We start from the raw sequence: 18,427 nt of genomic DNA on the forward strand, positions 1-18,427 counted from the left end.
GCCTTCAGGGGCGGGAACTTGTTCGACGAACAAACGGCGTTCCCCTCCCCTCTGGCGGAGGCAGGGATGATGTCCGGCTGCGCCCTGTGCTCCGAGGTAGCGAATCCGGTGAGTTGAGTGGGTGAAGGTTTGGTCGGTGGGTGTCTTGTCCGGGGATGGATGAGGTCTGGCCGGACCCGGCTGGACTCCCTTGACCTGACACGCCGGAGGCGCGTGATGTCCAGAAGTACAGACCGTACCGGTCCGGCCGTGCTGCGGGTGCCGGTCCTTATCGTGGGTGGTTCTCTGGTCGGTCTGTCGACCTCGTTGTTCTTGGGCCGGCTTGGGGTGGCTCACATGCTGGTGGAGCGTCATGCCGGCACGTCTATCCATCCACGCGGCCGCGGTAACAACGTACGTACGATGGAGCTGTTCCGTGTGGCCGGCGCCGAGGCAGCGATCCGTGAGGCTGCCGCCACGCTCGCCGGCAACCACGGCATCCTGCAGACCCGCACTCTGGTCGGCGACGCGGGCGAGTGGCTGTTCCGGGAGATCGATCCGGGTGGGGGGCTGGCCCGTTTCAGTCCCAGCTGCTGGTGTTTGTGCAGCCAGAACGACCTGGAGCCGGTGCTGTTCGAGCACGCCAGGCGGTTGGGCGGTGATTTGCGCTACGGCCAGGAACTGATCTCCTTCGAGACCGGGCCGGAAGGTGTGACCGCGGTGGTCAAGAGCCGGGAGAGCGGTGAGCACACCACCGTCCGGGCGGATTACCTGGTCGCGGCGGACGGCCCCCGCAGTCCGGTGCGTGAACAGCTCGGCATCGGGCACAGCGGTCCCGGCGACCTGTTCCACAACGTCAGTATCACCTTCCGCTCCCTTGGGCTCGCCGATGTCGTGGGGGACCGCCGCTTCATCGTCTGCTACCTGACCGAGCAGGACGCCGACGGCGCTCTGCTGCCGGTGGACAATCGCGAGAACTGGGTCTTCCATGCCCCCTGGCACCCCGAACGCGGAGAGACCATGGAGGAGTTCACCGATGAGCGGTGCGTGGAGCACATCCGCCGGGCGGTAGGGGTCGCGGATTTGGATGTGCGTATCACGGGGAAGGCTTCCTGGCATGCCGCGCAGCGGGTCGCCCGCAGCTACCGGGCAGGGCGTGTGTTCCTGGCGGGGGACTCGGCCCACGAGATGTCGCCCACCGGCGCCTTCGGCTCCAACACGGGTATCCAGGACGCGCACAATCTCGCGTGGAAGCTGGCCGCCGTGCTAGGCGGCTGGGCGGGGGAGGGGCTGCTGGACAGCTACGATGCTGAGCGGCGTCCCGTGGCGGAGGCGACCAGCGCTCGCGCTGCCGCCCGGTCGGTCGAGCACAGCCACCCCGGCTTCGCTCCGCCGCCCGGCGCAGGCGGCAAACCGCAGCGCGGCATCCTCAATGTGGCCCTGGGCTACCGCTATCCGCAGGGTGCCGTCGTGGGGGCTTCCCCCGAGACGCCTGCTGTCCCGGAGGGCCTCGACCTGAGCGGCGAACCCGGCAGTAGGGCGCCCCATATCTGGCTGTGGGACAGAGGGGAGCGGATCTCCACTCTCGACCTGTACGAGAGGTCGTTCGTTCTGCTCAGCGACTCCGGTGATCCGTGCGGCTGGCACGCGAGCGCCGTCCGTGTCGCTGAGGACATGTCAGTACCGCTGGCGTCCTATCGGGTCGGCCCCACAGATGATGCCGACCTGATGTGCGAGGACGGCGCGGACTGGTCGCGGCACCACGGGGTCGGGCCCGGGGGTGCCGTGCTCGTGCGTCCCGACGGCTTCGTCGCCTGGAGGTCACCGGGTCCGGTCACGGATCCCGGATTGACACTGCGTCAGGTCCTGGCCGAGGTCCTTGCCCGGGACTGACCGGTGTTCAGGTGGACATTAGTCGCCCTGCTGTTCGTCTCGAGTGCCGTACGCCGCGCTCCCGTCTGACGGCGGATCACGTCGAAGGCGGGGGTCCTGCTCGGCTGATGCGACGTCAGCTGGTCTTGTCGTCGTCGGAAGGGATGTCAGAGGCGTTCCGCGCATGCTGTCGGCCACTGCGGCGGCATCAGCCGACTTGAGGCTCGGCCCGGTGTTGCGCGGCGGCAGGCTACGACCACGACGACGCCTCCTCCAGCAAGGAGAGGAGCAAGGAGAGCGACGGCGAGGGCCGGCATGGCGTGCCGCGCGGTGGCATGCACACCGGTGGCGCCGCCCTGGCCGCGCGTTCGGTGACCGCCGGCGGGCCGGCCGTCATTGCCGTCGTCGGCGCGGGTCTGTGCACGGCTCGCCGCAGGAGGACAGCCACAAGCGTGGCCTGGCCATGCCGGATGCGGTAGCCGCGGCGGCCGCTGCGGTGCCTGCCGCGTGGCGGCCCTGCCGGCCCGCGCTGTTGGCTCTGTCCGCCGTTTTGCTGCTGTGCCCGGCTGAGGTGGTTGCCGAGGGCGTATCTCGTTCTTGACTTCCCGTACCGGTGGCCAGGCCGCCGGCGGGAAGAGGGGTCTCCCGGGCCGGAGTGTTGGTCGGCTGTGGCCTGCGTCGTGCCGGCCCTGACCGTGTCCGGCGGCGGTGACGAGCCGTGCGGCGCTGCCGGCCGGCAGCCTTGCCTGCGGCCTGCGCGCCGGTTCCTCCCGCGGGGCAGCCCGCGTCGAAGAGCCTGCCCCGATCGGAGCCCGTGCGACTGCGTATCGTGAAGATCTCGGCCGGTGCCCCCTTCGTGAGGCTGTCCATCGGCGCCCCGGGGCAGCTCGGTCCTTCGCCCGCTGCCGGCGTCAGCCTCGTGGGCTGGGTGCGCCCAGGAACCGTCACCGCAAGAGGCCGCCACGTCCGTCATCGCCGGGCACGTCGGCACAGCGACGTCACTGGCTGGTGTCGTGGACCTCAGGGAGCTTCAGAGGGCGGAGGGCTTGCCCCGTGGAACGCGCCGACGGGAGCAGTGCGGCCTTCGTGGCCGGCAGCGTTCAGACGTGCGCCCAGAATGCTTTCCTGGCGCAAGGGTGCACGGCGGCAACGCCCAGGCGCAGGCGCGGCTTGTCACCTGTGCGGGTGACGATGACCGTGCGGCTCGGGACTGCATGGACCATCGGGTGGTCTTCGCCCGCCTCGGCTGAGCGGTCTTCTCCTGCGTGGGGGCTCTCCTGTTCGGAGTAGCGACAAGTCGCACACTTGCGAGGGCGGGCACAGGATCAGGACATGGCGTCGTCGCTTTTGCGGCGTCCCTGGCTTTCACCCCCGCGAAGGAGATGTGCCCGGATGACCGCTACCTCCGAACGCCGTGCCGCTGCAGGGACGCGACAGGTGTCGCAGGCGATCTCGCAGTCCGTGTTCGACGGCTCCCCCCTGCGTGTCGTGCTGCTGGTCGATGTCCACGAAGGTGCTCAGCAGCAGTTCCTGGATGCCTACGAGCAGTTGTGCAACCAAGTCGCTTCTGTTCCCGGACATGTCAGCGACCAGCTGTGCCAGTCCATCGAGAATCCCTCGCAGTGGCTCATCACCAGTGAGTGGGAGAGCGCCCCGCCGTTCCTCACCTGGGTCAACAGCGAGGAGCACGTGCGGATGGTGCAGCCGCTGCACAGCTGCGTCCGGGACACCAGGTCGCTGCGCTTTCACATCGTGCGTGAGACCGGCGCTCCCGTGACGCAGGCCGAGCCCGGCAGCCGCCGGCTCCAGGCAGCGCCCAGGATCGGTGACGGGGTGATCCGCCACGCTCTCACCTTCACGGTCAAGCCGGGCAGCGAGGAGATCGTCGCGAAGATCCTCGCCGACTACGCCTCCCCCGAGCCGCGGGTCGACGACAGCACCCGGCTGTGCCGCACATCCCTGTTCATGCACGGCAACCGGGTCGTCAGGGCCGTCGAGGTACGCGGAGACCTGCTCGCCGCGCTGCGTCATGTCGCCCGGCAGCCGGAGGTACGCGCTGTCGAGGAGGCCATCAATCCGTATCTGGAGCAGGACCGGGACCTCGACGACCCCGAGTCCGCACGGGTCTTCTTCACCCGGGCGGCGCTGCCCGCCGTCCAGCATGTGACGACGGGCCAGGACACCGAGGGCACCGAGCGGCTCGCCCTTTACTACCCGGCCCGCAACGGGTGCGGCATGCGACTGGCCGAGCTGTTGGCACAGCTGGACGCCGCGGCCGCGGAGGCCCCGGACACTCCGGTGCTGCGCAGCACGATCTTCCAGCGCGACGACACCGTCGTACGGCTGATCGATGTGCGCGGCGGGCTCGACGCCGATCCCGGCTCGCTGTTCGGCCTCAGCGACCGTGCCCGGGCGGCCGGGCTGTGCGAGCTCCTCGACGCCGAGGCGCTCGGTGCGGACGCCCGCGCGCTGAACGCGGGAGAGGCGGCCCGTCTGCTCGCACTCGCCCGCATGGACCTCATCACCGACCGTCGCGCGCCCAGCGCCTGACTAGTCGTCAGTAAGGCTGCGGCGACCCGCCGTTGCCGAACGTGATCGGAGGAATGTCGTGATCAAACCCTCTCCCCGGATCGTGGACTTCTGCGAGATCGAGCCCAACACGCGGCGCGGCGGTGACCTGCGCGCCCTGCTCACGCCCACCACGGTCGGTTCCACCAGCGGTTTCATGGGCGCAGCCACCATCCAGCCCGGCGATCGCATCAGCGAGCACTACCACCCGTACTCCGAGGAGTTCGTCTATGTGGTGTGCGGCCAGCTGGAGGTGGACCTGGACGGCGTGGCCCACCCGCTCGGCGCCGAGCAGGCGCTGATGATCCCCACCCATGTGCGGCACCGTTTCCGCAACGTCGGGAATGTGGAAGCACGCATTGTCTTCCATCTGGGCCCGCTGGCACCGAGCCCGCCGCTCGGCCACGTCGACACCGAGGGGACCGACACCGCCGCGGACACGGCCGTCGCCGGCGAAGCGGACCTGGTGCCCGAACGAAACCGTGTCCGTTCATGAGCAGGCGTGTGGCGGTCACCGGCATTGGTGTTGTCGCGCCCGGCGGCATAGGCGTGCCGGCGTTCTGGGCCCTGCTGGCAAACGGGCGCACGGCGACACGGGGCATCACGTTCTTCGACCCCACTGGGCTGCGGTCGCAGATAGCCGCCGAGTGCGACTTCGACCCGGAGGCCCACGGGCTTGAGCCGGAGGAGATCACGCGCAGCGACCGGTACATCCAGTTCGCTCTGGCGGCCGGCGCGGAAGCCGTCCAGGACTCCGGCCTGGACCTCGCCCGGGAGAATCCGTGGCGGATCGGGGTCTGTCTGGGCACCGCGGTCGGCGGGACCACCCGGCTCGAGCACGACTACGTCCTGGTGAGCCATCGCGGGCAGCGCTGGGACGTCGACCACCGCCAGGCGGGCCCGTATCTGCAGCGCGCGTTCACGCCGAGCACGCTCGCCGCCACCGTGGCCGAGCGGTTCGAGGCGCGAGGGCCGGTGCAGACGGTCTCCACCGGCTGCACCTCCGGTCTCGACGCGGTCGGGTACGCCTTCCACACGATCGAGGAGGGCAGGGCCGACGTGTGCATAGCCGGTGCCTCCGACTCGCCGATCTCGCCGATCACCATGGCATGCTTCGACGCGATCAAGGCCACCTCCCCGAACAACGACGATCCCGCCCACGCCTCGCGTCCCTTCGACGCTGACCGGGACGGGTTCGTCATGGGCGAGGGCGGCGCGGTGCTCGTCCTGGAGGAACTCGAACACGCCCGGGCCCGCGGAGCGCACGTCTACTGCGAGCTCTCCGGGTACGCGACATTCGGTAACGCCTACCACATGACGGGACTGACCGCAGAGGGCCTGGAGATGGCCAGGGCCATCGAGCACGCCCTGGACCACTCCCGGCTCGATCCCACGGCGATCGACTACGTCAACGCGCACGGGTCGGGCACCAAGCAGAACGACCGCCACGAGACCGCAGCGGTCAAGCGGGTGCTCGGCGCGCACGCCTACGCCACGCCGATGAGCTCCATCAAGTCCATGGTGGGCCACTCACTCGGCGCGATCGGGTCGATCGAGCTCGTCGCCTGTGTGCTGGCCCTGGCCCACCAGGTGGTACCGCCCACCGCGAACTACGAGACCCCGGACCCGGAGTGCGACCTCGACTACGTCCCACGACACGCCCGCGAACGGAAGCTGAGCAGCGTGCTCTCCGTCGGCAGCGGGTTCGGCGGCTTCCAGTCCGCGGTGGTCCTGACCCGCTCGAGGGAGACGACACGATGAACGCACCGCACCCTCGGCGAGCAGCCGTCACCGGTATCGGCGTGGTCGCGCCCAACGGATCGAACACCGAGACGTTCTGGAAGTCCACCAAGGAGGGCATCAGCGCCCTGGGCCCGGTCACCCGCGAGGGGTGCGAACACCTGCCGCTGCGGGTGGCCGGACAGGTCCCGGACTTCGACGCGGAGGCCGGGATCGAGGAGCGCTACCTCGTCCAGACCGACCGGTTCACGCACTTCGCGTTGGCCGCTGCCGATCTCGCGCTGGCTGACGCACGCCTCGGCCGCAGCGACAGCGAGGCCTCGCCCTTCGACATCGGCGTGGTCACCGCAGCCGGCTCCGGCGGCGGCGAGTTCGGGCAGCGTGAGCTCCAGCAGCTGTGGAGCAAGGGCAGCCGCTACGTCGGCCCCTACCAGTCCATCGCCTGGTTCTACGCCGCCAGCACCGGCCAGATCTCCATCCGCCGCGGCTTCAAGGGCCCCTGCGGTGTCGTCGCCTGCGACGAGGCCGGCGGCCTGGACGCCCTCGCCCACGCGGCCCGGGCGATCAGGCTCGGCACCAAGGCGCTGGTGGCCGGGTCCACCGAAGCGCCGCTCGCCCCGTACTCGGTGGTCTGCCAGCTCGGTTACCAGGAGCTGAGCACCGCCGAGGACCCCGACCTGGCCTACCGTCCCTTCACCACTTCCGCCTGCGGGTTCGTGCCCGCCGAGGGCGGCGCCATGCTCCTCGTCGAGGACGAGAACTCGGCACGCGAACGAGGAGTGCCGGTGCGTGCCGTGATCGCCGGCCACGCGGCCACGTTCACCGGCGCATCCCGCTGGGCCAACTCGCGGGAGGGACTCGCGCAGGCGATCAGGGGCGCGCTGGAGGAGGCGGACTGCGCTCCCGAGGAGATCGATGTGGTCTTCGCCGACGCTCTCGGCGTGCCCGAGGCGGACAAGGCCGAGGCACTGGCGATCGCCGATGCCCTCGGCCCGCACGGCACCCGCGTGCCCGTCACAGCCCCCAAGACCGGGATCGGCCGCGGCTGGGGTGCCGCGCCCGTGCTGGACACCGCGGCTGCGGTCCTGGCCATGGAGGACGGCCTGATCCCCCCGACACCCCACGTCTTCGACATCTGCCACGACCTGGACCTCGTGACCGGCCGGGCGCGCGCCGCCGAGGTGGGCACCGCCCTGGTCCTCAGCCGGGGACTCATGGGGTCGAACTCGGCGCTGCTGCTGCGGCGCCGCTGACACAAGGAGAGGAACGTTATGAGTGACCGCATCACGCTGGAAGAGCTGGCCGAGCTCATGAAGAAGTCCGCCGGGGCCACGGTGTCCCCGGAGCAGCTCCAGCAGAGCCTGGACTCCGGCTTCGACACCCTCGGCGTCGACTCGCTGGGCCTGCTCGGCATCGTGGGCGAGCTGGAGAACCGTTACGGCGCCCCGATGCCGCCGGACGCGGAGCGCTGCAAGACACCCCGCCAGTTCCTGGACCATGTCAACGGCGCACTTGCGGCAGGAGCCTGACATGGCCGGACACACCCAGAACGAGATCACCATCGCCGCGCCGGTCGGCCTGGTGTGGGACATCACCAACGACCTCGAAGGCTGGCCCCAGCTGTTCAGCGAGTACGCCTCCGTCGAGATCCTGTCCCGGGAGGGCAACCGGACCAGGTTCCGGCTGACCATGCACCCGGACGCCAACGGCACCGTCTGGAGCTGGGTGTCGGAACGCGAGACGGACCGCGACAGCCTCACCGTGAAGGCGCACCGGATCGAGACCGGCCCCTTCGCCTACATGAACATCCGGTGGCAGTACGAGGAGACACCAAAGGGCACCCGGATGGTGTGGACGCAGGACTTCGAGATGAAGCCCGACGCCCCGGTCGACGACGACTGGATGACGGACAACATCAACCGCAACTCCAAGGTGCAGATGGCCCTCATCCGCGACCGCGTCGAGAAAGCGGCCGCCGACCAGGGCGCCGCTCCGGGCCTGACCGACTGAGCCGTACGGGAGGACAGTCCCATGCACCAAGCCCTGATCGTCGCCCGGATGGCCCCGGGCTCGGCCCAGGACATCGCGAAGATCTTCGAGGAGTCCGACAGGGGAGAGCTGCCGCACCTCGTGGGTGTCCGCCGGCGCAGCCTCTTTCAGTTCGGTGACGTGTACCTGCACCTCATCGAGTCCGAGCAGGACCCAGGCCCCGCCATCGCCAAGGTGACCGGGCATCCCGAGTTCCAGCTCGTCAGCGACCGGCTCTCGGCGTACGTCAGCGCGTACGACCCCGAGACCTGGCGCTCTCCGAAGGACGCCATGGCGCAGCGCTTCTACCTCTGGGAGAGCGACGCGGCCAGCTGACCTCGCCGACCCCGCCGCTCGTAGCGCGGCGGGGTCGATAACCGGGATGTGCGGGGCCGGGCTTCAGCCGGGGACGTGGCAGTCGAAAGCGTGCAGATAGGGGTTGACCGGCCGGACGTCGTCGACGACGAGGCCCGCGGCAGCCAGCCGGCTCAGCATGCTCTGCGTGGTGTGCTTGGCACCGCCGACGTTGAGGAGCAGCAGCAGGTCCATGGCGGTGCTGAACCGCATCGACGGCGTGTCGTCGACGAGGTTCTCGATCACCACGACCCGCGTTCCGGGCCCGCCGGCACCGATGACGTTGGCCAGCGTCCTGGCCGTGCTGTCGTCGTCCCACTCCAGGATGTTCTTGATGACGTAGACGTCGGCCGCGACGGGGACAGCCACGCGGACATCCCCGGGGACGATACGGACGCGGTGGGCGAGGTCGCCTCCCTCACGCAGCCGCACGACGGCGTTCTCCACGACGCGCGGCAGGTCGAGGAGGACGCCCTGCAGCGTGGGGTACTTGTCCAGCAGGCTCGCCACCACATGCCCCTGACCGCCGCCGATGTCCGCGACCGAGGAGCTGCCCGACAGGTCGAGGAAGGCGGCGACGTCCCGCGCCGACTGCTCACTGGACGTGGTCATCGCCTGGTTGAAGACAGCAGCCGATTCCGGTGCGTCCTCGTGGAGGTAGGTGAAGAACTCCTTGCCGTACAGGTCCTGCACGACGTTGTGGCCGGTGCGTACCGCCTCGTCCAGCCTGGGCCAGGCGTCCCAGGTCCACGGTTCGGTGCACCACAGGGCGATGTCGCGCAGACTGTGCGGGTGGTCCTCGCGCAGCAGCTGGGACATCTCGGTGTGGACAATCCGCCCGTCCGGCTGCTCGGCGAACAGGCCGTAGCAGGACAGCGCCCGCAACAGCCTGAGCAGCGGCCGCGGTTCGGTCTTCACCGCGGCGGCGAGGTCCTCCACCGTCATGGCCTCCTCGCCGAGCGCGTCAGCGACTCCCAGCCGGGCCGATGCCCGCAGAGCCGCGGCACACGCCGCACCGAACGCCAACTCCCTCAGCCGCATGGACGGCGCGGCCGTGTGAGCGGTCGTCATGTGTCGTTTCCCTTCCTCTTGCGGCCCCATGCCGTCACGGTCAGCACAGGCCCGCGGGCTTCGACACCCGGCAGCTGTTGCCCTCGAACGCGTTGCTGCGGGCCGTGTCCGCGTTGACCAGGTCGGCCGGAGAGTTGCCGTCGAGAACGTTGCCGGTGATCTGGTTGCGCTCGTTGGCGGTGCCTACGAAGCTCTTGAACAGGACGATGCCGCCCGACATGGACGAGGACCCCGCGTTGTCGCGGACCGTGTTCCGCGTCACCAGCGTGTCCTCGGCGCCGGTCACGACGATGCCGGAGCCCTGCAGCGCCTCCAGCCGATCGGTCTTCGGGCAGGACTTGTTGTTCCCCACGACGCGGTTGTCGCGCACGGCCAGGGCGCCGGTCTTCGGCTTGTTCTCGTCCCCGACGACGAAGACGCCCGCGCAGTTGCCGGTGATGCTGTTGTCCGCGACGGTGAGGTTGCGCAGGCGGCGGACCGTGACTCCGATGCGGTTGCCCTCCAAGCGGTTGCGGGTGACGAGGGTGCCTTCCGTGTCGGCAGCACCTTCCTCCGTCTTGACGGTGTTGGCGAGGAACAGGCCCGCGTCCCCGTTGTCCCGGGCCGTGTTGCCGCGGAACACTCCGCGCACGGAACGCTCCTGGGCGATGCCCCACACACCGTTCTTCACCGCACTCACACCGCGCACTGTCAGCCGGTCGGTCCCCATGGCGAACACACCGGTCCTGGAGAACCCGGTCACGGTCAGGGAGCTGACCGTGACGTCCTCGACGTTGCGCTCCTTCGTCCCCACCACGCAGATGCCGTTGCCGCCCTCGGCGCAGCTGTTGGCCGCCGCACGTTCCGTGCCCGGCGGGACCACGGCGGCCGGCCGGATCACGGTGCGGCTGCCCACACCCCGCAGGGTCAGGCCCGGGGTGCTCACCTTGACGCTCTCGTAGTACGTGCCGACCGACAGCTGAACGGTGTCCCCGGGCGCGGCGGCGTCCACCGCCTTCTGGATCGACTGGCCCGGCAGGACGACGTGGACCATGTGAGAGGCGGCCGGCGGAGCCGCGCCGATTCCTGACCCGATGAGCGCAGCAGCACAGGCCAGATACGAGATGTGGCATTTATTCATATCTCGCACGGTACGCGGGAACAGTAGGTGCGCAGGCCGTATAGGCCATCCGACGGCGTGTGGTGCGCGACGGGCCGTCGAGCGCGGTCGCGGCCGCGTGCCGACGCGGGGATGGTCCCACCCCGGATCAGCGTGCCGGACGGCCTGGGCATCCACACAGATCATTCGCCCAAGCGGTGTCCGTGGAAGACCTCGCGGTGTCCGGCCTCGGCCGTACCCGGCTCGCCAAGTCGGTGCACGACGCGGGATGGTCCGGCCCCAAGCCCCTGTACGTCCGGGTGTGGACGTGTAGGGCCTGTGGCACCGTGCACGACCGCGACCACAACGCAGCCCGCAACGTCCTCTTCGAGGGCCGCCGAAATTGTCGCCGCCGGACGGGCGGAGACACTGAACGCCTGTGGAGCGCCATTAAGACGGGCGCCCGTGCCCGCACGGCGCGGTGAGGCAGGAAGCCCCCGCAAGGGTCAGACGACCCAGACCGGAATCCCTGGACTCTGGGCCAGGGAGCACGTCAACTGTGCGTGTCTGTGCCGCATGGCCAGGATTGTTCGCCCGGGCTGCCGACGGCACACATGTGCCTACGGCGGGCGAGGGTGTTGCGGTCGCCGCGGGTGGCGAGCCTGGTGGTGGGGCGGAGCCCTACTTGCCGTTGCGTTGCATGGCCGCCGGGATTCTCTCCAGCACGCCGCCTGCGAAGACGTCGTACAGCGGCAGGGTCTCCAGGTGTACGTAGCCGATGTGGCAGTCGCACACGGTCAGCGGACACGGGCGCGGGCGCAGGGCGGCGCGGTAGGTGCCGTCGTACAGGTTGCCGAGTTCGGCGCGGACGAAGTGGCAGCGGCGCACGGTGCCTTCGCCGTCGACGGAAATCACGGACTCGCCGGTGCGGCAGGGCAGTCCGGCGCTCGTGTGCGGGGTGCGGCTGTAGGGGAACAGCGGGTCCAGCGCGGTCCACTGCTCGGCCTCGGCGTCCCGGTAGGTGTGCCCTTCCGCCGCGTTGATCCACAGGTATACGTGGTCGGGAAGGTCGTCACGCAGACGGCGGGCGGCCGGGAGGTGGTCGGGCAGGCCGACCACGCCGACGCTGTAGCGGATGCCGCGTCCGGCGAGGTCGCGGCACTTGGCGAGGAACCGGTCGTAGGGCGTCTGGCCCGGGTGGTAGGTGCACCACAGGGCGAGCGTGTCGCGGTCGGCCGTGTCGAGCCAGTCGGTGCGGCAGCTCAAGTTGGTCTGGATCGCGACGCGCCGGATGTGCGGCAGGTGGGACAGCTCGGCGAGGGTGTTGCGGTACCACGAGCGGACCAGACCCTCGCCCCACGGGGTGAACAGCAGGGAGAGGCGGTCCTCGGTCTGCCGGGTCGCCCAGTCGGCGAAGCGGTGCAGGGCGGCCCGGTCGGCGCGGAGCTGGGAGGGGGAGTCCCGCCGCTTGGCGAACGGGCAGTAGGGGCAGTCGTAGTCGCAGGAGGCGAGCGGGCCGCGGTACAGGACGGTCAGATCCATGACGGGTCGCTCACTTGCGCTCGTAGGCGGCCATGGCGGCGCGCACGGCGGGCGAGAACAGCAGCGGTCCGACGGCGTCGGAGTGCGCGAGTCCTTCGGGGGTCAGTCGCAGGCGGGTGGCGGTGGGGTCCGCCAGCCAGCCCTGTGCGGCGAGGCCGTCGAGTTCGGCACCGAAGTCGTCGCCGGGCTCGGCGCAGAACCGGGCCCGGTAGTCGCCGGTGTCCAGGCCGTCCGCCTGGAGGAGGGACTGCAGCAGATGCCGGCGGCGTGCCTCGGGGCCGTCGACGCGGTAACCCACCGCTGCGTGGCCGAAGTCGGTGGTGGCGACGTAGTCGTCGATGATCCCGCGGATCTCGTGCATGCCCACGGCGTAGTCGAACGAGTAGTGCAGCGCGGACGTGTACGAGCGGGCACCGCACCCGAGGCCGATCATGCCGTCCATCTGGCAGGCGTAGTCGTCCGCGCCCTGGGGCGGCGCGTCGGCCCGGCGGAACATCCGCATCGACTGCTGGACGTACCCCTGGGCCAGCAGATGGTCGCGGCCCGCGCGGTACAGGCGCAGCCGCTGCTCGTCCCACGCGGGGTCGGGGCCGCCCGCGTCCCGGCGGCGGCGGTCCAGGCCGGTCAGGGGACGGATGTAGAGCGGGTAGAGGTACAGCTCCTCGGGCCGCCAGGCGAGCGCCGCGTCCAGTGAGCGCAGCCAGGTCCGCTCGGTCTGGCCGTCGATGCCGTAGATGAGGTCGATGTTCAGCACCGGGACGGCCGTGTCGCGGATGCGGCCGAGCGCGGCCTCGACGTCCGCGCGCCGCTGCGGGCGTACGGCGGCCCGCGCCTCGGAGTCGACGAAACTCTGCACGCCCAGGCTCAGCCGCGTCGTGCCGCGCTCCGCCAGGACGGCGAGCCGGTCGGCGGTGGCCGTGGCGGGCGAGGCCTCCACCGACAGCGGTACGGCGCGCAGGTCGGCGCCCATCCCCTGCTCGGCGATGTCGCAGAGCCGCTCCAGCTCCCGCGGGGTGAGGAAGGTGGGGGTGCCGCCGCCGAACGCCGCCGTGGCGAACCGGATGCCGTCGCCGAGGGCCTCGCGTACCGCCCCGGCCTGCCGCTCGAGCGCGTCCAGGTAGGCGCCGGTCAGGCCGTCGGGGGCGCCGATGCGGGTGAAGAGGTTGCAGAACCCGCAGCGCACCTCGCAGAACGGGATGTGCAGGTAGAGCGAGAGCGCGCTCTTGTCCTCCGTCGCCCACAGGTCGCTGAGGGCTGGTCGGTCGTCCAGCGGACGGTAGGCGGTCTTGTGCGGGTAGGCGTACACGTAGTGCTGGTACGGACTCGTCGACGCGGCCGGGGCACTCGTGGCGGCGGGGGTCGTCAGGCTGGTGCTCATCGGGTGGCCTCGGCGGGGTCGAGGAAGAAGTGGGCGTAGGGCACCGTCCACACGGACTCGTGTCCCAGGCGGTGGCCGGTGTAGCCGTCGTCGCCGTAGGCGGTGCCGTGGTCGGAGCAGACGATCGCGAAGCAGCGCCGCCGGGAGCGCATGGCGTCGAAGAGGCGGCCGATGTGCCGGTCGACGTACTCCAGGGCCGCGGCGTGGGTGGCGCGGGTGTCGCCCGCCTCGCGGGTGGCGCCGGGCAGATGGAACCAGTTCGGCTGGTGCAGCGCGGACACGTTCACGAAGAGGAACAGCCGCTGCTCGCCGGGAAGTCCGGCGACGATCCGCTCCGCGCGGTCGACCTGGTTCTCGAAGGACCGGGGCGAGGTGACGCCGAACTCCGGCTCCCAGTGGGACTCCTGGAACAGGCCCGGCAGCACCGATCCCAGCGGGCCCTGCTTGTTGAAGAAGCCCACGCCGCCGATGCACGCCGTGCGGTAGCCGGCCTTCGCCAGCCCGCTGACGAGGTCGGGCGTGTCGTAGACGAACGTGCCGTACGCGGTGGTCTCACTGCCCGCGAACGTTGCCGCGAACAGCCGGGGGTGCGGACCCGGAGCGGCCGGAGTGGGCAGGAAACCGGCGAAGATCGCCTGGTGGGAGGCGTAGGTGAAACTGCCCGGCGCGTGCCGCTTCTCCCAGCGGCCGCCGGGCAGCCGGCTCGCCAGATGCGGGATGCGGCCCGCGGCCGCCAGCTCCTCGGCGACGTCGTGGCGCAGGGTGTCCAGGGTGACGAGGAGGATGTCGTGATCGCCGACGACGTCGTTCATGTCGGGCTCGGTCATGCCGTGTTCCTGTTCGCTACGAGTACGGGTGCGGCCTGGGCGCCGCGCGACGGCGGGCCCGGCGTGCGCGGAGCGCCCAGCCAGGTGTCCTCGGGCCGGGCTCGGGCGCGCAGGACCGCCGCCACCTGCGCGCCGTAGGTGTCCAGCCCTTCGGCGCCGCTGCCCGGCAGGCCGGTCAAGCCCGGCAGCAGGTCGCCGAAGGCGTTGACCTCGCCGACGAACGACCGGCGCCAGCCGAGGGCCGGCAGCAGGTCCACGCCGACGCACAAGGTGCGCGGGAAGCAGGCGGCCGCCCGCTCGCACACCGCCAGTACTTCGGACCAGCTCCGGCCCGCCGCCGTGACGGCATCACGGGCCGCGTCCAGATCACCGCGGCGGCCGCCCAGATGGAGGTTGGTCAACGGCGTACGGCTGGTGCGCACGACGGCGTGGGTCGCCCGTCCGCCGACCACGACCACCCGGAGATCCGCGGCCCGGCCTTCCTGAGACGCCTTGGGCACCCACCGTTCCAGATGCAGCCCGTCGGGCGCCAGGGCGTCCACGACCGCCGCGACGTCCCGCTCCCGCTCGTAGCGGCGCACCTTCAGGGAGTTGTGCAGTCGGCCGTCCGCGGTCAGCTCGACGGAGGTCGTCGCCCTGATCCGCCCGCGGCCCGCCTCCACCGCGAGAACCCCCGACGCCGACGAACCATGGGCGGGCTTGACGAAGAGCCGTGACATCCGGTGCTCACGCATCAGCGCCCGTACGTCGTCCCAGCCGCGCACCGGCGCGCCCTGCGGTCCGGAGGTGGGGGAGGAGGGAACGGGAACCCCCGCCGCGTTCAGTACGGCGTGGCAGCGGCGCTTGTCGAACAGCACGGCCAGCTCGCCCGGATCGTCCAGCGGGACCCCGCCGCGCAGTCCGCGCAACGCGGCCGTGAAGGCGGCGTACCAGCGCGCCGAACCCTCCACCCGGGTGGGCTCGAGGGCGCCCCGCAGCATGCGGTTCACCTCGGGCTCCTCACCGGGGGAGTCGACCCGCACGTACTCCTCGGGCGCGAAGTCCGCTCCGCCCGCGCCGAGGACGTCCGCCCACGGCACCACGCGCGGGCCGGGCAGTCCGGCGGCGCGCACCGCGTCGGCGAACAGCGACACCCGCCGGTTGCCGGGGTTCCCGACCACCGCGAAGCGCACATCGTCCACAGGGTCCACGCCGCCCGCGCTCACTCGCCCACGGCGACGTAGCGCCAGACCGTGCCGTCGTCCTCGGTGTCCTCCTCCGCGTCGTCGCGGTCGAGGTCCACCTCCACGCCTGCCGTCTCCAGCGTCTGGCGCACCCGCTCCTCGACCGTCTGGCTGAGGTAGTGGTGGTGCAGGTCCAGTTTCTTCAGGTGGGACAGCGGCTGCCCGCTCAGCAGTGCCACGGCGCCCTCGTCGGTCAGCACGCCCATGGACAGGTCCAGCACCTCAAGACGGGCGACGATGGGCGCGGCTGCGACGGCCGCGGCCACGGCGTCCTGCATCTCGCTGTTGCGCAGCGCCAGGTGACGCAGGTTCGGCAGCCGTGCGCCGGACAGCAGCGGCTCCAGGTCGGCGGCCTCGCTGTCGCCGCCGTAGTCGGGGGTGCCCAGCCACAGGTCGAGGTGGACCAGGGCGGGCAGGTCGCTCGCGCCGATGCCCCGCACCACCCGGGCGGGCAGACCGCCGCTCTCCACCACCAGCCGGCGCAGCCCCTCGTGGCGCAGCGCGTCGAACTGCAGACCCGAGCCGCCGCGCACGCCGAACTCCTCCAGCCCGGGGAAGCCGGCCAGCAGCGGGGTGACGTCGGTCTGGTTGATCCAGGAGATTTCGCACTCCTCCATCACCAGGTCGCCCAGGAACAGCGCGCGCAGCGCGGGCAGCCGGTCCCGGGCGGCGAGCAGCGCCTCGATGACTTCGGAGGGGTCACTGTCGTACGCCTCCGCCCAGGCGCCGACGATCAGCGCACGCACCCGGGTGGTGTCGACGGCCTCGCAGAAACGGGCGAAGGCCGCCGGCCACTCCTCGTCGGCGTCGTACACGTCGGCGGCGATCCGCCAGGCGACGGACTCCGGCTCGGGCAGCTTGTCCGTCGGTGCGTCCGGGCCGGGGAAGGCGTACGCGGGCAGCCGGTACAGCTCTTGCAGGTGGTCACCGATGGTCATGCGGCTGCTCCTGAGGCGAAAGGGGCGTGCGGTCCGTGATGCCGCAGTTCTACCAACCGCCACTGACAGCGCCGCACGGAGGGGCCGCTGGGAGGGCCGGCGGCGGGGGCGTTGTCAGTGGTGGCCTCTACGGTCTGGGTCATGAGGCCGGTGCGCGGTGCACCCGGCGGTGAGGGGACAGCCATGTACCGGCAGGGAGACGTGCTGATCGTGCCCGTGGAGGAGAGCGCGGTACCGGACCATGTGGCGCACGCGCCCAGGGAGCGGCGCGACGCACGCGGCCGGCTGGTGCTGGCGCTCGGCGAGGTGACCGGGCACGCCCACGCGGTCGTGGGACCGGGTGAGTTGGTGCGCGAGCCCGGACCGTTCGGTCCGCTGCTGCTGCACCTGCCGCAGGGCGGCCGGGTGGTGCACGAGGAGCACGCGGCGATCGCGTTGCCCGTCGGCTGGTACCGGGTGATCAGACAGCGGGAGTACGTGCCGGGCTCGGTCCGCATCGTCGCCGACTGACCTGGAACAGCGCACCCTTGTGGAGGGGCAGATGACGACCATCGAGACCGACGGCGGCGTCGACGGGCTGGGCGCCTGGCGCGCCCGCGCCACGGCCACCGTGCCCGCCGACCGGGCCCGCGCCGAGCAAGCCGTACGGCGCGCCTACCGGCAGGCCGGACTGGCCGAACCGCAGACCGTGCTGTGGGCGGACTCCCCGCGCGCGGCCGTCACCCTGATCCGGCAGCTCACCGACCGCGGCCCCAGCGTCCGCGAGGAGGTCCGCAGCGCCCCCTGGGCACGGGAACGCCGCCGTCTGCACGACGAGTTGGGAGCCGAGGGCTGGTCCGCGCACTGGGCCGCGACCGGCGGACGGCTGTGGGAGTCCACCCAGGCCCTGGTGGACCGGATCAGAGCCGGAGTGCTCCAGGACCTGGCCGGACGGGACACCGGCAAGGAGGCCGCCGAGGTGCGGGTGCTGCTCCTGGACGCGGTGCTCGGCCAGCACGACGCGCCCTGGCTCGCCGCGTTCCCCGCCGACGACGGTCCGCTCGGCGCACTGACCGAGGTGTGCGCCAGCGCGGGCTGGTGGTGGCCGTTCGCCCGTCTCGCCGTGGTGTCGGAACGCCCCGTGGAAGTCCACCGCGACGAGGCCGGCCGGCTCGACAACGGAGACGGCCCCGCCCTCGCCTACCCCGACGGCTTCGCCCTGCACGCCTGGCGCGGCATGCCGGTGCCGGCCGACTTCCTCGCCGAACTGCGCTCGCTGACCCCGAGCCGTATCCGCGAGGAGGAGAACGCCGAACTGCGGCGCGTGATGCTGGAGTACTACGGCTACGACCGCTACCTCACCGACTCCGGCGCCCGTCACCTCCACCGGGACGAGACGGGCACCCTGTGGCGGATCGACCTGCCCGCGGACGAGCCGGTCGTCATGGTCGAGGTCCTCAACTCGACACCGGAGCCCGACGGGACCCGGCGCACCTACTGGCTCAGGGTGCCTCCGTCGACCCGGACCGCGAAGGAGGGTGTCGCCTGGACCTTCGGGATCGGGGCGGAGGCGTACGCGCCGCTGAGGGAGACCTGAGGTCGGCCCTCAGAAGCCGCGCCGGCCGAGGTCGGCCGTGCGGGACGCCGTGTCCGTACGCTCGGCCGTCACCGTGAGGCGTGAGGTTTCGGAGGGCGTCCCCTCCATCACGGGTCGCCCGTCGACGGCGATGGACCGGCAGACCGCGCAGCTCCCATGTGTATGTCCCGGCCGCGGGACCGAACACGGTCCGCACCTTCTCGTCCGCGGGCACGCGCCATTGGAGTTCCGTGGTCTCGCAGACGGCTTCCCC

18 protein-coding genes are annotated in these 18,427 nt (G+C 71.2%); 11 read left to right on the plus strand and 7 right to left on the minus strand.

Annotation, left to right across the window (positions count from 1 at the left end; all coding sequences use genetic code 11):
- Positions 1-216: 216 nt before the first annotated feature.
- The 8 genes from AC068Z_RS39490 to AC068Z_RS39525 all read left to right on the plus strand — a co-directional run bounded on the left by AC068Z_RS39490 (position 217) and on the right by AC068Z_RS39525 (position 8,523).
- Entirely contained in the window at positions 217-1,872 is a 1,656-nt protein-coding gene (locus tag AC068Z_RS39490) for an FAD-dependent oxidoreductase (RefSeq protein WP_478567622.1), read from the plus strand.
- Between the two features lie 1,371 nt (positions 1,873-3,243).
- Positions 3,244-4,401 carry a SchA/CurD-like domain-containing protein gene (locus AC068Z_RS39495; RefSeq protein ID WP_478567625.1) on the plus strand — a complete coding sequence of 386 codons (1,158 nt, stop codon included), beginning with the start codon at positions 3,244-3,246 and terminating at the stop codon, positions 4,399-4,401.
- Positions 4,402-4,459: 58 nt separating this feature from the next.
- Positions 4,460-4,915, plus strand: a complete 456-nt coding sequence (locus AC068Z_RS39500) for a cupin domain-containing protein (protein WP_478567628.1) — start codon at positions 4,460-4,462, stop codon at positions 4,913-4,915.
- Entirely contained in the window at positions 4,912-6,180 is a 1,269-nt protein-coding gene (locus tag AC068Z_RS39505; RefSeq protein ID WP_478567631.1) for a beta-ketoacyl-[acyl-carrier-protein] synthase family protein, read from the plus strand. Before AC068Z_RS39500 ends, AC068Z_RS39505 begins: the two co-directional genes overlap by 4 nt.
- Positions 6,177-7,412, plus strand: coding sequence for a ketosynthase chain-length factor (locus tag AC068Z_RS39510; RefSeq protein ID WP_478567634.1), 1,236 nt, complete (start codon positions 6,177-6,179; stop codon positions 7,410-7,412). Before AC068Z_RS39505 ends, AC068Z_RS39510 begins: the two co-directional genes overlap by 4 nt.
- Before the next feature lie 18 nt (positions 7,413-7,430).
- On the plus strand, positions 7,431-7,688 hold the full coding sequence (locus tag AC068Z_RS39515) for an acyl carrier protein (protein WP_478567636.1): 258 nt from the start codon (positions 7,431-7,433) through the stop codon (positions 7,686-7,688).
- Between the two features lies 1 nt (position 7,689).
- Positions 7,690-8,169, plus strand: coding sequence for an SRPBCC family protein (locus AC068Z_RS39520; RefSeq protein WP_478567639.1), 480 nt, complete (start codon positions 7,690-7,692; stop codon positions 8,167-8,169).
- 21 nt (positions 8,170-8,190) lie between these two features.
- Positions 8,191-8,523, plus strand: coding sequence for a TcmI family type II polyketide cyclase (locus tag AC068Z_RS39525; RefSeq protein WP_478567642.1), 333 nt, complete (start codon positions 8,191-8,193; stop codon positions 8,521-8,523).
- A 63-nt stretch (positions 8,524-8,586) separates the two neighbouring features.
- Here the strand turns inward: AC068Z_RS39525 and AC068Z_RS39530 are convergent, their stop codons facing one another.
- The gene (locus AC068Z_RS39530) at positions 8,587-9,612 is read right to left on the minus strand and encodes a methyltransferase (protein ID WP_478567645.1); all 1,026 of its coding nucleotides are present in this window, start codon (positions 9,610-9,612) and stop codon (positions 8,587-8,589) included.
- Between the two features lie 40 nt (positions 9,613-9,652).
- Positions 9,653-10,732 carry a right-handed parallel beta-helix repeat-containing protein gene (locus tag AC068Z_RS39535; RefSeq protein ID WP_478567648.1) on the minus strand — a complete coding sequence of 360 codons (1,080 nt, stop codon included), beginning with the start codon at positions 10,730-10,732 and terminating at the stop codon, positions 9,653-9,655.
- 278 nt (positions 10,733-11,010) lie between these two features.
- On the opposite strand from AC068Z_RS39535, the gene AC068Z_RS39540 reads away from it, so the two are divergent.
- Positions 11,011-11,175 (plus strand): zinc ribbon domain-containing protein, encoded by a 165-nt coding sequence (locus AC068Z_RS39540; protein ID WP_478567816.1) that lies wholly within the window; start codon positions 11,011-11,013, stop codon positions 11,173-11,175.
- A 196-nt stretch (positions 11,176-11,371) separates the two neighbouring features.
- On the opposite strand, the gene AC068Z_RS39545 is transcribed toward AC068Z_RS39540, so the two are convergent.
- The 5 genes from AC068Z_RS39545 to AC068Z_RS39565 are packed head-to-tail and all read right to left on the minus strand — an operon-like array spanning position 11,372 to position 16,598.
- On the minus strand, positions 11,372-12,232 hold the full coding sequence (locus AC068Z_RS39545; RefSeq protein WP_478567651.1) for an STM4011 family radical SAM protein: 861 nt from the start codon (positions 12,230-12,232) through the stop codon (positions 11,372-11,374).
- Between the two features lie 10 nt (positions 12,233-12,242).
- Positions 12,243-13,610: an STM4012 family radical SAM protein gene (locus tag AC068Z_RS39550; protein WP_478567654.1), complete on the minus strand. Its 1,368-nt coding sequence runs from the start codon at positions 13,608-13,610 to the stop codon at positions 12,243-12,245.
- Positions 13,607-14,422, minus strand: coding sequence for an STM4013/SEN3800 family hydrolase (locus tag AC068Z_RS39555; protein WP_478567819.1), 816 nt, complete (start codon positions 14,420-14,422; stop codon positions 13,607-13,609). The genes AC068Z_RS39550 and AC068Z_RS39555 overlap by 4 nt, the downstream gene beginning before the upstream one ends.
- 11 nt (positions 14,423-14,433) lie before the next feature.
- On the minus strand, positions 14,434-15,627 hold the full coding sequence (locus AC068Z_RS39560) for an STM4014 family protein (RefSeq protein WP_478567657.1): 1,194 nt from the start codon (positions 15,625-15,627) through the stop codon (positions 14,434-14,436).
- 11 nt (positions 15,628-15,638) lie between these two features.
- Entirely contained in the window at positions 15,639-16,598 is a 960-nt protein-coding gene (locus tag AC068Z_RS39565) for an STM4015 family protein (protein WP_478567660.1), read from the minus strand.
- Positions 16,599-16,781: 183 nt separating this feature from the next.
- On the opposite strand from AC068Z_RS39565, the gene AC068Z_RS39570 reads away from it, so the two are divergent.
- Together AC068Z_RS39570 and AC068Z_RS39575 are read left to right on the plus strand one after the other, a co-directional pair.
- On the plus strand, positions 16,782-17,108 hold the full coding sequence (locus AC068Z_RS39570) for a hypothetical protein (protein ID WP_478567663.1): 327 nt from the start codon (positions 16,782-16,784) through the stop codon (positions 17,106-17,108).
- Between the two features lie 31 nt (positions 17,109-17,139).
- Positions 17,140-18,174 carry a DUF6745 domain-containing protein gene (locus tag AC068Z_RS39575; RefSeq protein ID WP_478567666.1) on the plus strand — a complete coding sequence of 345 codons (1,035 nt, stop codon included), beginning with the start codon at positions 17,140-17,142 and terminating at the stop codon, positions 18,172-18,174.
- Positions 18,175-18,427 lie beyond the last annotated feature (253 nt).

Source organism: Streptomyces sp. NPDC043726 (assembly GCF_056436565.1).

Coding starts and splice junctions, on each gene's coding strand:
- AC068Z_RS39490 (WP_478567622.1), top strand. CDS start 217: ATGTCCAGAAGTACAGACCGTACCGGTCCGGCCGTGCTGCGGGTGCCG.
- AC068Z_RS39495 (WP_478567625.1), top strand. CDS start 3,244: ATGACCGCTACCTCCGAACGCCGTGCCGCTGCAGGGACGCGACAGGTG.
- AC068Z_RS39505 (WP_478567631.1), top strand. CDS start 4,912: ATGAGCAGGCGTGTGGCGGTCACCGGCATTGGTGTTGTCGCGCCCGGC.
- AC068Z_RS39510 (WP_478567634.1), top strand. CDS start 6,177: ATGAACGCACCGCACCCTCGGCGAGCAGCCGTCACCGGTATCGGCGTG.
- AC068Z_RS39515 (WP_478567636.1), top strand. CDS start 7,431: ATGAGTGACCGCATCACGCTGGAAGAGCTGGCCGAGCTCATGAAGAAG.
- AC068Z_RS39520 (WP_478567639.1), top strand. CDS start 7,690: ATGGCCGGACACACCCAGAACGAGATCACCATCGCCGCGCCGGTCGGC.
- AC068Z_RS39525 (WP_478567642.1), top strand. CDS start 8,191: ATGCACCAAGCCCTGATCGTCGCCCGGATGGCCCCGGGCTCGGCCCAG.
- AC068Z_RS39530 (WP_478567645.1), bottom strand. CDS start 9,612: ATGACGACCGCTCACACGGCCGCGCCGTCCATGCGGCTGAGGGAGTTG.
- AC068Z_RS39535 (WP_478567648.1), bottom strand. CDS start 10,732: ATGAATAAATGCCACATCTCGTATCTGGCCTGTGCTGCTGCGCTCATC.
- AC068Z_RS39545 (WP_478567651.1), bottom strand. CDS start 12,232: ATGGATCTGACCGTCCTGTACCGCGGCCCGCTCGCCTCCTGCGACTAC.
- AC068Z_RS39550 (WP_478567654.1), bottom strand. CDS start 13,610: ATGAGCACCAGCCTGACGACCCCCGCCGCCACGAGTGCCCCGGCCGCG.
- AC068Z_RS39555 (WP_478567819.1), bottom strand. CDS start 14,422: ATGAACGACGTCGTCGGCGATCACGACATCCTCCTCGTCACCCTGGAC.
- AC068Z_RS39565 (WP_478567660.1), bottom strand. CDS start 16,598: ATGACCATCGGTGACCACCTGCAAGAGCTGTACCGGCTGCCCGCGTAC.
- AC068Z_RS39570 (WP_478567663.1), top strand. CDS start 16,782: ATGTACCGGCAGGGAGACGTGCTGATCGTGCCCGTGGAGGAGAGCGCG.
- AC068Z_RS39575 (WP_478567666.1), top strand. CDS start 17,140: ATGACGACCATCGAGACCGACGGCGGCGTCGACGGGCTGGGCGCCTGG.